This is a genomic window from Staphylococcus sp. FSL W8-0305 (assembly GCF_037966415.1).
GTDB classification, from domain to species: domain Bacteria; phylum Bacillota; class Bacilli; order Staphylococcales; family Staphylococcaceae; genus Staphylococcus; species Staphylococcus aureus.
Genome location: NZ_CP150198.1, coordinates 1,150,730 through 1,166,050, shown reverse-complemented (window position 1 = coordinate 1,166,050; position 15,321 = coordinate 1,150,730). Strand labels below are relative to the sequence as shown.

17 protein-coding genes and 1 pseudogene are annotated in these 15,321 nt (G+C 32.7%); 16 read left to right on the top strand and 2 right to left on the bottom strand.

Annotated elements, in window-relative coordinates:
- Positions 1-2 precede the first annotated feature (2 nt).
- Positions 3-1,400 carry a Fe-S cluster assembly protein SufB gene (gene sufB / locus NST10_RS05755; RefSeq protein ID WP_001074405.1) on the top strand — a complete coding sequence of 466 codons (1,398 nt, stop codon included), beginning with the start codon at positions 3-5 and terminating at the stop codon, positions 1,398-1,400.
- 213 nt (positions 1,401-1,613) lie between these two features.
- Positions 1,614-1,726: pseudogene (locus tag NST10_RS05750) on the top strand (hypothetical protein).
- A 5-nt stretch (positions 1,727-1,731) separates the two neighbouring features.
- Here the strand turns inward: NST10_RS05750 and NST10_RS05745 are convergent.
- Positions 1,732-2,046 carry a hypothetical protein gene (locus NST10_RS05745; protein WP_000274040.1) on the bottom strand — a complete coding sequence of 105 codons (315 nt, stop codon included), beginning with the start codon at positions 2,044-2,046 and terminating at the stop codon, positions 1,732-1,734.
- Positions 2,047-2,414: 368 nt separating this feature from the next.
- On the opposite strand from NST10_RS05745, the gene NST10_RS05740 reads away from it, so the two are divergent.
- The 7 genes from NST10_RS05740 to NST10_RS05710 all read left to right on the top strand — a co-directional run bounded on the left by NST10_RS05740 (position 2,415) and on the right by NST10_RS05710 (position 9,426).
- Entirely contained in the window at positions 2,415-3,455 is a 1,041-nt protein-coding gene (locus NST10_RS05740; protein ID WP_000582326.1) for a CNNM domain-containing protein, read from the top strand.
- A 13-nt stretch (positions 3,456-3,468) separates the two neighbouring features.
- A complete protein-coding gene (locus NST10_RS05735) occupies positions 3,469-4,536 on the top strand; it encodes a nitronate monooxygenase family protein (protein ID WP_000267243.1) in 1,068 nt (355 codons plus the stop codon).
- Between the two features lie 342 nt (positions 4,537-4,878).
- Positions 4,879-5,727 (top strand): DUF72 domain-containing protein, encoded by an 849-nt coding sequence (locus NST10_RS05730; RefSeq protein ID WP_000608129.1) that lies wholly within the window; start codon positions 4,879-4,881, stop codon positions 5,725-5,727.
- A gap of 12 nt (positions 5,728-5,739) precedes the next feature.
- Positions 5,740-6,567, top strand: a complete 828-nt coding sequence (locus tag NST10_RS05725) for a sulfite exporter TauE/SafE family protein (protein WP_000927626.1) — start codon at positions 5,740-5,742, stop codon at positions 6,565-6,567.
- A 26-nt stretch (positions 6,568-6,593) separates the two neighbouring features.
- A complete protein-coding gene (locus NST10_RS05720; protein ID WP_001241228.1) occupies positions 6,594-7,913 on the top strand; it encodes a bifunctional UDP-sugar hydrolase/5'-nucleotidase in 1,320 nt (439 codons plus the stop codon).
- A gap of 83 nt (positions 7,914-7,996) precedes the next feature.
- Positions 7,997-8,914 (top strand): lipoyl synthase, encoded by a 918-nt coding sequence (lipA, locus tag NST10_RS05715; protein ID WP_000201875.1) that lies wholly within the window; start codon positions 7,997-7,999, stop codon positions 8,912-8,914.
- 128 nt (positions 8,915-9,042) lie between these two features.
- Entirely contained in the window at positions 9,043-9,426 is a 384-nt protein-coding gene (locus NST10_RS05710; protein WP_000598444.1) for a YutD family protein, read from the top strand.
- A 78-nt stretch (positions 9,427-9,504) separates the two neighbouring features.
- Here NST10_RS05710 and NST10_RS05705 read toward each other — a convergent pair whose 3' ends face one another.
- Positions 9,505-9,771: a DUF3055 domain-containing protein gene (locus NST10_RS05705; RefSeq protein WP_000566649.1), complete on the bottom strand. Its 267-nt coding sequence runs from the start codon at positions 9,769-9,771 to the stop codon at positions 9,505-9,507.
- Positions 9,772-9,868: 97 nt separating this feature from the next.
- Here NST10_RS05705 and NST10_RS05700 point away from each other — a divergent pair, with 97 nt between their 5' ends.
- The 7 genes from NST10_RS05700 (at position 9,869) to dltB (ending at position 15,321) form a co-directional block, all read left to right on the top strand.
- Positions 9,869-10,303: a DUF86 domain-containing protein gene (locus NST10_RS05700; RefSeq protein ID WP_000273979.1), complete on the top strand. Its 435-nt coding sequence runs from the start codon at positions 9,869-9,871 to the stop codon at positions 10,301-10,303.
- Positions 10,303-11,082 carry a TIGR01457 family HAD-type hydrolase gene (locus NST10_RS05695; RefSeq protein ID WP_000816182.1) on the top strand — a complete coding sequence of 260 codons (780 nt, stop codon included), beginning with the start codon at positions 10,303-10,305 and terminating at the stop codon, positions 11,080-11,082. The genes NST10_RS05700 and NST10_RS05695 overlap by 1 nt, the downstream gene beginning before the upstream one ends.
- Before the next feature lie 32 nt (positions 11,083-11,114).
- On the top strand, positions 11,115-12,074 hold the full coding sequence (locus NST10_RS05690; protein WP_000239139.1) for a D-glycerate dehydrogenase: 960 nt from the start codon (positions 11,115-11,117) through the stop codon (positions 12,072-12,074).
- Positions 12,075-12,326: 252 nt separating this feature from the next.
- A complete protein-coding gene (locus tag NST10_RS05685) occupies positions 12,327-12,437 on the top strand; it encodes a hypothetical protein (RefSeq protein WP_001790652.1) in 111 nt (36 codons plus the stop codon).
- Positions 12,438-12,484: 47 nt separating this feature from the next.
- Entirely contained in the window at positions 12,485-12,637 is a 153-nt protein-coding gene (locus tag NST10_RS05680; protein ID WP_000837752.1) for a teichoic acid D-Ala incorporation-associated protein DltX, read from the top strand.
- A gap of 15 nt (positions 12,638-12,652) precedes the next feature.
- Complete coding sequence (dltA, locus tag NST10_RS05675) at positions 12,653-14,110, top strand: D-alanine--poly(phosphoribitol) ligase subunit DltA (RefSeq protein WP_000129645.1); 1,458 nt, start codon at positions 12,653-12,655, stop codon at positions 14,108-14,110.
- Positions 14,107-15,321, top strand: a complete 1,215-nt coding sequence (gene dltB / locus NST10_RS05670; RefSeq protein ID WP_000613541.1) for a PG:teichoic acid D-alanyltransferase DltB — start codon at positions 14,107-14,109, stop codon at positions 15,319-15,321. Before dltA ends, dltB begins: the two co-directional genes overlap by 4 nt.

Genomic DNA, 15,321 nt, shown 5'->3' with positions numbered 1-15,321 from the left:
AAATGGCTAAAAAAGCACCTGATGTTGGGGATTATAAATATGGATTCCACGACGATGATGTGTCCATTTTCAGATCAGAACGTGGTTTAACTGAGAATATCGTTAGAGAAATTTCTAACATGAAAAATGAGCCGGAATGGATGTTAGATTTCCGTCTTAAATCATTAAAATTGTTTTATAAAATGCCAATGCCTCAATGGGGTGGCGACTTATCAGAATTGAATTTCGATGACATTACTTACTATGTAAAGCCTTCAGAACAAGCTGAACGTTCATGGGATGAAGTGCCTGAAGAAATTAAAAGAACTTTCGATAAATTAGGAATTCCTGAAGCTGAACAAAAATATTTAGCTGGTGTTTCTGCTCAATATGAATCTGAAGTTGTTTACCATAATATGGAAAAAGAACTTGAAGAAAAAGGTATTATCTTTAAAGATACAGATAGTGCTTTACAAGAAAATGAAGAATTATTCAAAAAATACTTTGCTTCTGTAGTACCTGCAGCAGATAACAAATTTGCGGCGTTAAACTCAGCAGTATGGTCAGGTGGTTCGTTCATTTATGTACCTAAAAATATCAAACTAGATACGCCACTACAAGCTTATTTCCGTATTAACTCTGAGAACATGGGTCAATTTGAACGTACATTAATCATTGCTGATGAAGGTGCTTCTGTACATTACGTAGAAGGTTGTACTGCACCAGTTTATACAACTAGTTCTTTACACTCTGCTGTTGTGGAAATCATTGTGCATAAAGATGCGCACGTTCGTTATACTACGATTCAAAACTGGGCGAACAATGTATACAATTTAGTTACGAAACGTACTTTTGTTTATGAAAACGGAAATATGGAATGGGTAGATGGTAACTTAGGTTCTAAGTTAACGATGAAATATCCAAACTGTGTTCTTTTAGGTGAAGGTGCAAAAGGTAGTACATTATCTATTGCATTTGCTGGTAAAGGACAAGTTCAAGATGCCGGTGCTAAAATGATTCATAAAGCGCCAAATACATCTTCAACGATTGTTTCTAAATCTATTTCTAAAAATGGTGGTAAAGTTATTTATCGCGGTATTGTTCATTTTGGACGTAAAGCAAAAGGCGCTCGTTCAAATATTGAATGTGATACATTAATCTTAGATAACGAATCAACATCAGATACAATTCCATATAACGAAGTATTCAACGATCAAATATCATTAGAACATGAAGCGAAGGTTTCAAAAGTTTCTGAAGAACAATTATTCTATCTAATGAGTCGTGGTATTTCTGAAGAAGAAGCGACAGAAATGATTGTTATGGGATTCATCGAACCATTTACAAAAGAACTTCCAATGGAATACGCGGTCGAAATGAACCGTTTAATCAAGTTCGAAATGGAAGGTAGTATTGGGTAGCTTTAAACCGCGTTGTTAAGCCATTCTTAACTGTCGAAAACGGTTATTGATACCATTTTGATACTGAATATAACAAAAAGCCACATTACTGTGGCTTTTTTTGTTTTATAACTAAATCGGATTGATAGATAAGCTTTGTACTTATTTATATCAGTCCGATTTTTTGATTGGTGTAAAAAATAATCATTGATGCTAGATAAAGCGACAACATAAATACAACATGATTGTGGCATTAGAGTGCTGGTCTTTATTAAATTAATTGAAAACTACATCAAATATCCTTTAAAGATAATTCGATAATAGTTCGATTAAGTTTCGTTGTATAAGTGAGTTAAAATAAGAAAACTATTAATAAAATTAAGTTCACTACAGATGTTGCTAATGGACCGTAAGTTTTAAAGACATCTTTACTTTTATAACCAACAATCGCATCTAAAAATTGAACTAAAATCATTGCAATGGATATAGTTATCAAAAATATAGCACTATGAATGACTAAAGAAAAAATAGCTAATAAAAATAAAGGTAAGCTTCGACTAAGTGCATAATATGCATTTATATTATGGCTAGATGCACAAGCTTGAATTGAATAACCTAAACTCACACTGGCACTAATGAGTGTAAATATTGCTAAAACAAAATACATGTTAATCCTTCTTTCTATATTTGAATATCTGTAAACAAGTACTTGTCTAAAGATATTTAAAAGATAATTAGAATAAATTTATGAGAAACTTTTTGTTATCATTATAGCGATTTCAAATCATTATAACTATGTCATAAACTAAATTTGTTAAAATTTTTCATTATGTAAATTTATTAATAACAATTAGGTCGAATTATAGCATCATTTTACTAATAAATACATTAAAGTAGCTATGATTAAAAATGCATATTAATTATCATTATTAAGTCTATTATATATAATGAATTTTAACTGGTTTATTAAACGAGAACGTCGGGAATTAGGTAACTACAATAAAAATAAGATATGACAATAAGGAGACTACACGCGTGATCATTGCCATAATTATATTGATATTTATTTCGTTTTTCTTTTCAGGAAGCGAGACGGCATTAACGGCTGCCAATAAAACAAAATTTAAAACTGAAGCTGACAAAGGTGATAAAAAAGCAAAAGGCATTGTAAAGTTACTTGAAAAACCAAGTGAGTTTATTACAACTATTCTAATTGGGAATAATGTCGCGAATATTTTATTACCAACACTTGTTACAATTATGGCTTTACGTTGGGGGATTAGCGTTGGGATTGCATCAGCTGTTTTAACAGTTGTTATCATTTTGATTTCCGAAGTGATTCCCAAGTCTGTCGCTGCAACATTTCCAGATAAAATAACAAGGCTTGTATATCCAATTATAAATATTTGTGTCATTGTGTTCCGTCCTATCACATTACTTTTAAATAAGTTGACGGACAGTATTAATCGAAGTTTATCTAAGGGTCAACCTCAAGAACATCAATTTTCAAAAGAAGAATTTAAAACAATGTTAGCAATTGCTGGACATGAAGGTGCTTTAAATGAAATTGAGACGAGTAGGTTGGAAGGTGTCATTAATTTTGAAAATTTAAAAGTAAAAGATGTTGATACAACACCTAGAATTAATGTGACGGCATTTGCTTCAAATGCGACATACGAAGAAGTTTATGAAACGGTTATGAATAAGCCATACACTAGATATCCAGTGTACGAGGGAGATATTGATAACATTATTGGGGTGTTTCATTCTAAATATCTGTTGGCTTGGAGTAATAAAAAAGAAGATCAAATTACAAACTATTCAGCTAAGCCATTATTTGTGAATGAACACAATAAAGCTGAATGGGTATTACGTAAGATGACTATTTCTAGAAAACATTTAGCAATTGTGTTGGACGAATTTGGTGGTACTGAAGCGATAGTGTCACATGAAGACTTAATTGAAGAATTATTAGGTATGGAAATTGAAGATGAGATGGATAAAAAGGAAAAAGAAAAACTTTCTCAACAGCAAATTCAATTTCAACAACGGAAAAATCGCAACGTATCTATATAAGGAGCGAACAGCTATGTGGAATAAGAACCGACTTACTCAAATGTTAAGTATTGAATATCCAATTATACAAGCAGGTATGGCAGGAAGTACGACACCGAAATTAGTTGCATCAGTAAGTAACAGTGGTGGATTAGGCACAATAGGCGCAGGTTACTTTAATACGCAGCAATTAGAAGACGAAATAGATTATGTACGCCAATTAACGTCAAATTCTTTTGGTGTAAATGTCTTTGTACCAAGTCAACAATCATATACCAGTAGTCAAATTGAAAATATGAATGCATGGTTAAAACCTTATCGACGCGCATTACATTTAGAAGAGCCGGTTGTAAAAATTACCGAAGAACAACAATTTAAGTGTCATATTGATACGATAATTAAAAAGCAAGTACCTGTATGTTGTTTTACTTTTGGAATTCCAAATGAATCTATTATAAAAAGATTGAAAGAAGCAAACATTAAGCTAATAGGTACAGCAACAAGTGTTGATGAAGCTATTGCGAATGAAAAAGCAGGTATGGATGCTATCGTTGCTCAAGGTAGTGAAGCAGGTGGACATCGTGGTTCATTTTTAAAACCTAAAAATCAATTACCTATGGTTGGAACAATATCTTTAGTGCCACAAATTGTAGATGTCGTTTCAATTCCGGTCATTGCCGCTGGTGGAATTATGGACGGTAGAGGAGTTTTGGCAAGTATTGTCTTAGGTGCAGAAGGGGTACAAATGGGCACCGCATTTTTAACATCACAAGATAGTAATGCATCAGAACTACTGCGAGATGCAATTATAAATAGTAAAGAAACAGATACAGTCGTTACAAAAGCGTTTAGTGGAAAGCTTGCACGCGGTATCAACAATAGGTTTATCGAAGAAATGTCCCAATACGAAGGCGACATCCCAGATTATCCAATACAAAATGAGCTAACAAGTAGCATAAGAAAAGCCGCAGCAAACATCGGCGACAAAGAGTTAACACATATGTGGAGTGGACAAAGCCCGCGACTAGCAACAACGCATCCCGCCAACACCATCATGTCCAATATAATCAATCAAATTAATCAAATCATGCAATATAAATAATCGACCGCAATCCACAAAAGCACAAGCACCCCCAAACATTATTTTAGTGCTTGTCATTTTTGTGGATTGCGTTTCTATTTTACCAATCTAGTCAAACGAAATTATCGAGCTAAAGTTCGCTGAAATGTTTATGATCAAACGAAATCATCAAGCTAAAGTTCACTGAAATGATTATGATCAAACGAAATTATCGAGCTAAAGTTCACTGAAATGATTATGATCAAACGAAATTATCGAGCTAAAGTTCACTGAAATGATTATAATCTAACGAAAACATCAAACTAAAGTTCGCTGAAATGATTATGATAAAAGTTATATGGTATGATGACATTGGTGATATATATGATAAACATCGGATTAACAGGTTGGGGTGATCACTATTCATTATATGAAGATTTAGAACGCCAAACCGATAAACTTAAAACATATGCTGGACATTTTCCGGTTGTCGAATTAGATGCGACATACTATGCGATACAACCGGAAAGAAATATATTGAAATGGATAAAAGAAACGCCTGATACATTTGAATTTGTGGTCAAAATTCATCAAGCACTCACATTGCATGCAGACTACAAAACATTTGCAGATACAAGGCAAGAACTATTTGATCAATTTAAAAATATGTTAGAGCCCTTACATACACAGAAAAAATTAGCAATGGTATTAGTTCAATTTCCTCCGTGGTTTGACTGCAATGCACAAAATATCAAATATATTTTGTATGTAAGACAGCAATTACAAGCATTTCCAATGTGTGTAGAATTTAGGCATCAATCATGGTTTAGTGATGCATTTAAAGAACAAACATTGGCATTTTTAACAGAACATCAGATCATTCATGCAGTAGTTGATGAACCACAAGTGAAAGATGGCAGTGTACCTTTAGTCAATCGAATCACAAATGAAATTGCGTTTGTACGTTATCATGGACGTAATCATTATGGTTGGACTAAGAAAGATATGTCAGATCAAGAATGGCGAGATGTACGCTATTTATATGATTATAATGAGCAAGAATTAATAGACTTAGCACAAAAGGCACAAATATTAGCGCAAAAAGCTAAGAAAGTTTACGTCATATTTAACAATAATTCTGGTGGTCATGCAGCAAATAATGCCAAAACATATCAGCGATTATTGAATATAGAATATGAAGGGTTAGCACCACAACAATTAAAATTATTTTAAGAGGCGACGACTATGTTATTAACAATTACATTATTAGTTCTAATCGGTGGTTTGTCAGCGATTATAGGGTCAATCGTAGGCATTGGAGGCGGTATTATTATCGTTCCAACAATGGTTTACCTCGGTGTTGAACATGGATTACTACATAATATTACAACGCAAATAGCGATTGGGACATCGTCTGTCATTCTAATTGTGACAGGACTTTCTTCATCGCTTGGATATCTAAAAACAAAACAAGTTGATATTAAAAATGGCTCTATCTTTTTATTTGGATTATTACCAGGTTCATTGCTTGGGTCATTCATTAGTAGATATTTAACATTTGAGTCATTTAATTTATATTTTGGAATCTTTTTAATCTTTGTAGCTATTTTATTAATGGTAAGAAATAAGATTAAACCGTTTAAAACATTTGATAAACCAAAGTATGAAAAAACTTATGTAGACGCTAAAGGTAAAACATATCATTATAGTGTGCCACCATTGTTTGCTTTTATTACAACGTTTTTAATTGGTATATTGACAGGTTTATTTGGTATTGGAGGTGGCGCACTAATGACGCCACTAATGCTTATTGTATTTAGATTTCCACCTCATGTAGCTGTTGGAACAAGTATGATGATGATTTTCTTTTCAAGTGTCATGAGTTCTATAGGGCACATTGCTCAAGGTCACGTAGCTTGGGGTTATGCAATCATTTTAATTATATCTAGTTATTTTGGTGCGAAAATCGGTGTCAAAGTGAATCAATCAATTAAATCAGATACGGTAGTAACATTATTGAGAACAGTAATGTTGTTAATGGGTATATATTTAATTATTCGTGCGTTGATTTAATACAACTTTAAAAGGAGGACGTCAATTTGAGGCTTACAATTTATCATACGAACGATATTCATAGTCATTTACATGAATACGAACGCATTAAAGCATATATGGCAGAACAACGGCCACGACTTAATCATCCTTCTTTATATGTTGATCTAGGTGATCATGTAGATTTATCCGCACCTATAACAGAAGCAACTTTAGGTAAAAAGAATGTAGCATTACTAAATGAAGCAAAATGTGATGTTGCAACAATCGGTAATAATGAAGGGATGACCATTTCACACGAAGCTTTAAATCACCTTTACGACGAAGCAAAATTTATAGTGACATGTAGCAATGTTATAGATGAATCAGGTCATTTACCAAATAATATCGTTTCTTCTTATATTAAGGATATAGACGGTGTGAAAATACTATTCGTTGCAGCGACAGCACCTTTTACCCCATTTTATCGTGCACTAGATTGGATTGTTACCGATCCACTTGATTCTATAAAAGAAGAAATTGAACATCAACGAGGTAAATTTGATGTATTAATCGTGCTAAGTCATTGTGGCATTTTCTTCGATGAAACATTATGCCAAGAATTGCCTGAAATTGATGTCATTTTTGGTAGTCATACGCATCATTATTTTGAACATGGTGAAATTAATAATGGTGTACTGATGGCGGCAGCTGGAAAGTATGGTAATTATCTTGGAGAGGTTAATTTAACTTTTGAGGCACATAAAGTAGTACATAAAACTGCAAAGATTATTCCTTTAGAAACATTACCTGAAGTTAAAACTTCATTTGAAGAAGAAGGAAAAACGCTAATGTCTAATCCAGTAATTCAACATCCAGTAGTGCTTAAGCGTAGTATGAACCACATAACTGAAGCTGCATACTTATTAGCTCAAAGTGTTTGTGAGTATACACATGCTCAATGTGCTATCATCAATGCTGGCTTACTCGTTAAAGATATTGTAAAAGATGAAGTGACTGAATATGACATTCATCAAATGTTACCGCATCCGATTAATATGGTAAGGGTTAGACTTTCTGGTGTGAAATTAAAAGAGATTTTAGCTAAAAGTAATAAACAAGAATATATGTATGAACATGCACAAGGTTTGGGTTTCAGAGGGAATATATTTGGAGGATATATTCTTTATAATTTAGGGTACATTCATTCTACAGGGCGTTACTATCTGAATGGAGAAGAAATCGAAGACGACAAAGAATATGTATTAGGTACGATAGATATGTATACGTTCGGTCGTTATTTCCCAACATTGAAAGAATTACCAAAAGAGTATTTAATGCCAGAGTTTTTAAGAGATATATTTAAAGAAAAATTATTGGAATATTAAAAAGTAAGATTATTGGATTTTCATTTGTCATGAATTTCGATATAATGTTTAAAGATACACTTAACAGGAGGGTATGTGTTGTTATGGCGACAAAAAACGAGGAAATATTACGTAAACCGGATTGGTTGAAAATAAAATTAAATACCAACGAAAACTATACAGGACTTAAGAAGATGATGAGGGAAAAAAATCTTAATACTGTATGTGAAGAAGCTAAATGTCCTAATATACATGAATGTTGGGGTGCACGTCGTACAGCGACATTTATGATTTTAGGTGCCGTATGTACAAGAGCTTGTCGTTTTTGTGCGGTTAAGACAGGTTTACCTAATGAACTTGATTTAAATGAGCCTGAACGTGTAGCTGAATCAGTTGAATTAATGAACTTGAAACACGTTGTTATCACTGCTGTTGCGCGTGATGATTTAAGAGATGCTGGTTCAAATGTTTATGCTGAGACAGTACGTAAAGTTAGAGAAAGAAATCCATTTACAACGATTGAAATTTTACCATCAGATATGGGCGGGGACTATGATGCGTTAGAAACATTAATGGCTTCAAGACCTGACATTTTAAACCATAATATTGAAACTGTTCGTCGATTAACACCGAGAGTTCGTGCGCGTGCGACATACGACAGAACATTAGAGTTTTTACGTCGTTCAAAAGAATTACAACCGGATATCCCAACTAAATCAAGTATTATGGTTGGATTAGGTGAAACTATAGAAGAAATTTATGAAACGATGGATGATTTACGTGCGAATGATGTAGATATTTTAACGATTGGTCAATATTTACAACCTTCACGTAAACATTTAAAGGTTCAAAAATATTACACGCCTTTAGAGTTTGGTAAATTAAGAAAAGTGGCAATGGATAAAGGGTTTAAACATTGTCAAGCTGGACCTTTAGTACGTAGTTCATATCATGCGGATGAGCAAGTAAATGAAGCTGCTAAAGAAAAGCAACGCCAAGGTGAGGCACAGTTAAATAGTTAATATTTAACCATTAATAAGGCATAAAGGCTTAGTTTGTACAAAACGAACGTGTCATAGAAGTAATCATTATTTTTATGAAACACTAAAGTATAAACTGAGCCTTTCATTGTCATAGATAGGTGAAGAATTTGATAAAAGTAGATCAACATTACTTTGAATTAATAGAAAATTATCGCGAATGTTTTAATGAAGAACAATTTATTGCTAGGTATTCAGATATTTTAGATAAATATGATTACATTGTTGGTGACTATGGTTACGATCAATTACGATTAAAAGGTTTTTACAAAGATTCTAATAAAAAAGCAGAGATGAGTAAACGTTTTTCAAATATTCAAGATTACATATTTGAATATTGTAACTTTGGTTGTCCTTACTTTGTATTAAGACATTTGTCTAAACAAGAGGTTAAAAAGTTAATCGAAGAAGTTCATCCGTCTGATGTGATAGATGACGACAATAAACTTCAAGATGTGAAGATTAAGCCAACCATTCAAGATACTGAACATTAATAAAACCCTTAGCTAGATTGAAAATGGGAATCATGCAATTCAAGCATGGACCTGTAATCTAGTTAGGGGTTTTTATCTTTAATGAATGACTTCATTTAAATACTCTGTAATTTCATCGCCTTCTTCAGCATTTACACCTAAAATATGAGCAATATAGCCTTCTTCTTTTAAATCATCAGTACCGATAATACCGAATTTATTTGTTTGCATATTAAGTACGAGTGTCTTACCATAATGTCTATTTGTATGGACTAGCATTAAATCATATCGACTATGCTCGCCAACAAAACCAACAAACTGAACTTGACTCTCTTCGTTGTCATCATATAAATACATATCAATCATTTTGTAGCGACTCCTTTTAAAAGTAGTAAAGTTAGTATAACGACAAATGAAGTATACTGCAAAATTATGATAATATATAAGCGAGAGGTGACAAGGAATGTATTTTGTAGACAAAGATAAACTAACTCAGAAATTAGCCTATTTACAAGCATTAACTGATGATTATCATGAGAGTAAGCACAATCATTATGCATTTGAACGCATTGCTCAAATGTTGATAGAATCATCGGTAGATATAGGGAATATGATTATCGATGCATTTATTTTAAGGGATCCTGGTAATTATAAAGATGTGATTGATATATTAGAACTAGAAAATGTTATTACTAAAGAAACACAGCAGGCGATTAATAAAACTGTCGATATTCGTAAACAATTTACATATGATTACACAGCCTTAGATATTAAGGTTATCATGCCAATGTTTGATGACGCATTACCTTATTACAAACAATTTATTACAGAAGTAACGACATTTTTACATCAAGAAAATGTACCAGTAACAGCTTTTGGTAAAGGAGAAAATCAATAATGAAACAGTATAAAGCGTATTTAATCGATTTAGATGGCACAATGTATATGGGAACAGATGAGATTGATGGAGCAAAACAATTCATCGATTATTTAAATGTAAAAGGTATTCCTCATTTATACGTAACTAATAATTCAACGAAAACACCTGAGCAAGTAACTGAAAAATTACGTGAAATGCACATTGATGCTAAACCAGAAGAGGTTGTAACGTCAGCGTTAGCCACTGCAGATTATATTTCAGAACAATCACCAGGAGCATCAGTATATATGTTAGGTGGTAGTGGTTTAAATACTGCGTTAACCGAAGCGGGACTTGTCATTAAAAATGACGAGCATGTTGATTATGTAGTTATTGGACTTGACGAACAAGTTACATATGAAAAGCTTGCGATTGCAACGTTAGGTGTAAGAAATGGGGCAACATTTATTTCTACAAATCCAGATGTGTCAATTCCAAAAGAGCGAGGATTTTTACCAGGGAATGGTGCTATTACAAGTGTTGTAAGTGTATCGACAGGTGTATCGCCACAATTTATTGGTAAACCAGAACCGATTATTATGGTTAAAGCATTAGAAATTTTAGGACTAGATAAATCCGAAGTTGCTATGGTAGGCGATTTGTACGATACCGATATTATGTCTGGTATTAACGTAGGTATGGATACGATTCATGTACAAACAGGTGTATCTACGTTAGAAGATGTGCAAAATAAAAATGTGCCACCAACGTATTCTTTTAAAGATTTAAATGAAGCAATAGCTGAATTAGAAAAATAGATATAGTCATTTTATAAAGTAGGTGAATTGATTTGGTAAAAATAGTTGTTTCGAGGAAAATTCCAGATAAATTTTATCAACAATTGAGTAAACTTGGTGACGTTGTTATGTGGCAAAAATCATTAGTGCCTATGCCTAAAGATCAATTTGTGACAGCACTTCGTGACGCAGATGCTTGTTTTATCACATTAAGTGAACAGATCGATGCAGAAATTTTAGCACAATCACCAAATTTAAAAGTAATTGCGAATATGGCTGTAGGATATGACAACATCGATGTTGAAAGTGCAACAGCGAACAACGTGGTTGTCACGAATACACCAAATGTTCTTACTGAAACAACTGCAGAATTAGGATTTACATTAATGCTTGCTACAGCACGTCGTATTGTAGAAGCTGAAAAATATGTAGAAGCAGATGCATGGCAAAGCTGGGGTCCTTATTTATTGTCAGGTAAAGATGTCTTCAATTCAACTGTTGGAATATATGGTATGGGAGATATTGGTAAAGCTTTTGCAAGAAGGTTGCAGGGGTTTAATACTAAAATTCTTTATCATAATCGATCAAGACATAAAGATGCAGAGGCGGACTTTAATGCAACATATGTTTCTTTTGAAACGTTGTTAGCAGAAAGTGATTTTATCATCTGTACAGCGCCACTTACAAAAGAAACACATCATAAATTTAATGCTGAAGCATTTGAACAAATGAAAAATGATGCAATTTTTATTAATATCGGTAGAGGGCAAATTGTAGATGAAACAGCATTAATCGATGCACTAGACAATAAAGAAATATTAGCATGTGGTTTAGATGTATTAGCAAATGAACCAATTGATCATACACATCCATTAATGGGACGTGATAATGTTCTGATTACACCGCACATTGGTAGCGCATCAGTAACAACACGGGACAATATGATTCAATTATGTATTAATAATATAGAAGCGGTTATGACAAATCAGGTACCACATAATCCAGTAAATTGAAAATAAGTATGGTTTTTAATCATTGGTAAACAAGCAAAGCAATTGTTAAATATGTTATGCTTGACATGCGAATGTATATATTTGCGCTGATGATAATTCAATAACGTTATAAACTCGTCATATTAATGTGATGAGTTTATTTGATTTTGACGTATATAACAAAATTGTTATATAGACTGTAATTGTTTATTGTTTAAATAACCTTTAAAATGAATGATGTTCTCAACATAGTGTATCATTTACAATAATTGAGTGATGACAACCAATTACTATGTTGAATCTATAAAATTAAAATTGAATTTCATTATGAATATCGATATAATGAATTGTAAAAAACAAATTTTAAAACGTATTTTATATTGAACGGTCTTTATAAAGGCGTTTTTACTAAGAACTTTAAGAGGTGCAATATGAAATCTAAAAGTAAACAGCCACCTAATAAATATGTTGAAGCATTCAAACCATATTTATTAACACTATTGTATTTGGCAATATTTATTACTTTATATTTAATTTATGGCAGTGGCGACACACACAATAACTTCATTTATAATGAGTTCTAATGAGGGAGACTTAATATGACAGATATTATTAACAAGCTGCAAGCGTTTGCGGATGCAAATCCACAAAGCATTGCTGTTAGACACACAACTGATGAATTAACTTATCAACAGTTAATGGATGAGTCTAGTAAATTAGCACATCGATTACAAGGTAGTAAGAAACCGATGATTTTATTCGGTCACATGTCACCATATATGATTGTTGGGATGATTGGTGCCATTAAAGCAGGATGTGGATATGTACCTGTAGACACTTCAATTCCTGAAGACCGTATTAAAATGATTATTAACAAGGTTCAACCAGAGTTTGTATTTAATACGACTGATGAATCGTTTGAAAGTTTAGCAGGTGAAGTATTTACAATAGAAGATATTAAAACATCTCAAGACCCAGTAATTTTTGATAGTCAGATTAAAGATAACGACACAGTATACACAATCTTTACATCTGGTTCTACTGGGGAACCTAAAGGTGTTCAAATTGAATATGCAAGTTTAGTTCAATTTACTGAGTGGATGTTAGAACTTAATAAATCAGGAAATGAACAACAATGGCTTAACCAAGCGCCATTTTCATTTGATTTATCTGTAATGGCTATTTATCCATGTTTAGCGTCAGGCGGTACATTAAATCTTGTAGATAAAAACATGATTAATAAACCTAAACTATTAAATGAAATGCTAACAGCAACACCGATTAACATTTGGGTATCAACACCATCATTTATGGAAATGTGTTTATTATTACCAACGCTTAATGAAGAACAGTATGGTAGTCTTAACGAATTCTTCTTCTGTGGTGAAATTCTACCTCACAGAGCAGCAAAAGCGTTAGTAAGCCGTTTCCCAAGTGCGACGATTTACAACACATATGGTCCAACTGAAGCTACGGTAGCAGTTACAAGTATTCAAATTACACAAGAAATCTTAGATCAATATCCGACATTACCTGTTGGCGTTGAAAGACCAGGCGCAAGATTATCTACGACAGATGAAGGTGAACTTGTTATCGAAGGTCAAAGTGTAAGTTTAGGATACTTAAAAAATGACCAAAAAACTGCTGAAGTATTTAATTTCGATGACGGTATTCGTACTTATCACACTGGTGATAAAGCGAAGTTTGAAAATGGTCAATGGTTCATTCAAGGTCGTATTGATTTCCAAATCAAATTGAATGGCTACAGAATGGAATTAGAAGAAATTGAAACACAATTACGCCAGTCTGAGTTCGTAAAAGAAGCGATTGTTGTACCTGTATATAAAAATGATAAAGTTATTCATTTAATTGGTGCAATTGTGCCAACGACTGAAGTTACGGACAATGCAGAAATGACTAAAAATATTAAAAATGACTTGAAATCACGCTTACCAGAGTATATGATTCCTAGAAAGTTTGAATGGATGGAACAATTGCCATTGACTTCAAATGGTAAAATTGACAGAAAGAAAATTGCAGAGGTAATTAACGGATGATTCCATATGGTGATTTTACATTCTTCTTAATTGCTTTAATTGCATTATTACCAGTCATTATACTTGGATTTTTAGGTAAGCGAAGTTACATTTATAATGGCGTAGTTACAGCATTTATGATTGTGTTAATCTTTTCTTCTGATAAACATAATCTGTTTGACCAAAAGTATTTAAGTGTTCAATTAATTAGTTTTATTATTTACGTCGTATGGCAAGTTTTATTGATAATGTTTTATTATCATTCAAAACCAAAAAATAATTCATTTTCAAAATTTGTAACTGTAATGGTTTTATCAATATTGCCATTAGCACTTGTGAAAGTGTTACAAAGTACATGGTTAGGTGGACATCAGATTCACTTCCATGAAAGTAAATTAATTGAATTTGTTGGTTTCTTAGGAATTTCTTATGTTACATTCAAAAGTGTGCAGTTAATTATGGAAATTCGTGATGGTTCTATCAAAGAAATTAAAGTATGGAAATTAATTCAATTTATTTCATTCTTCCCAACGATTTCATCTGGACCAATCGATCGTTACAAACGTTTCGTTAAAGACGATAAAAAAGTACCAACAGGCAATGAATATCGTGAATTAGTATTAAAAGCAATTCACATGATTATGCTTGGTTTCTTGTATAAATATATTGTTGCTTACTTTATTAACACATATGCAATCATGCCGTTACAATTAGACTTACATGGCTTTGTCAATTTGTGGTTATATATGTACGCATACAGCCTATATTTATTCTTTGACTTTGCAGGTTATAGTTTATTTGCGATAGCATTTAGTTATTTATTCGGTATTAAAACACCACCAAACTTCGATAAACCTTTCAAAGCGAAAAATATTAAAGATTTCTGGAATAGATGGCATATGACATTATCATTCTGGTTCAGAGATTGTATTTACATGAGATCTTTATTCTACATGTCTCGTAAAAAATTATTGAAGAGTCAATTTGCAATGTCTAACGTGGCATTCTTAATCAACTTCTTCATAATGGGAATTTGGCATGGTATCGAAGTGTATTACATTGTTTATGGTTTATACCATGCAGCATTGTTTATAGGTTATGGCTATTATGAACGTTGGCGCAAGAAACATCCGCCACGTTGGCAAAATGGTTTCACAACAGCACTTAGCATTGTGATTACATTCCACTTTGTAACATTTGGCTTTTTAATCTTCTCAGGTAAACTTATATAA

Bases quoted from the DNA above. Each gene is read 5' to 3' on its own strand.
- NST10_RS05695 (WP_000816182.1), top strand. From the start codon at position 10,303: ATGAAACAGTATAAAGCGTATTTAATCGATTTAGATGGCACAATGTAT.
- dltA (WP_000129645.1), top strand. From the start codon at position 12,653: ATGACAGATATTATTAACAAGCTGCAAGCGTTTGCGGATGCAAATCCA.
- NST10_RS05730 (WP_000608129.1), top strand. From the start codon at position 4,879: ATGATAAACATCGGATTAACAGGTTGGGGTGATCACTATTCATTATAT.
- NST10_RS05680 (WP_000837752.1), top strand. From the start codon at position 12,485: ATGAAATCTAAAAGTAAACAGCCACCTAATAAATATGTTGAAGCATTC.
- lipA (WP_000201875.1), top strand. From the start codon at position 7,997: ATGGCGACAAAAAACGAGGAAATATTACGTAAACCGGATTGGTTGAAA.
- NST10_RS05735 (WP_000267243.1), top strand. From the start codon at position 3,469: ATGTGGAATAAGAACCGACTTACTCAAATGTTAAGTATTGAATATCCA.
- dltB (WP_000613541.1), top strand. From the start codon at position 14,107: ATGATTCCATATGGTGATTTTACATTCTTCTTAATTGCTTTAATTGCA.
- NST10_RS05705 (WP_000566649.1), bottom strand. From the start codon at position 9,771: ATGATTGATATGTATTTATATGATGACAACGAAGAGAGTCAAGTTCAG.
- NST10_RS05700 (WP_000273979.1), top strand. From the start codon at position 9,869: ATGTATTTTGTAGACAAAGATAAACTAACTCAGAAATTAGCCTATTTA.
- NST10_RS05745 (WP_000274040.1), bottom strand. From the start codon at position 2,046: ATGTATTTTGTTTTAGCAATATTTACACTCATTAGTGCCAGTGTGAGT.
- sufB (WP_001074405.1), top strand. From the start codon at position 3: ATGGCTAAAAAAGCACCTGATGTTGGGGATTATAAATATGGATTCCAC.
- NST10_RS05725 (WP_000927626.1), top strand. From the start codon at position 5,740: ATGTTATTAACAATTACATTATTAGTTCTAATCGGTGGTTTGTCAGCG.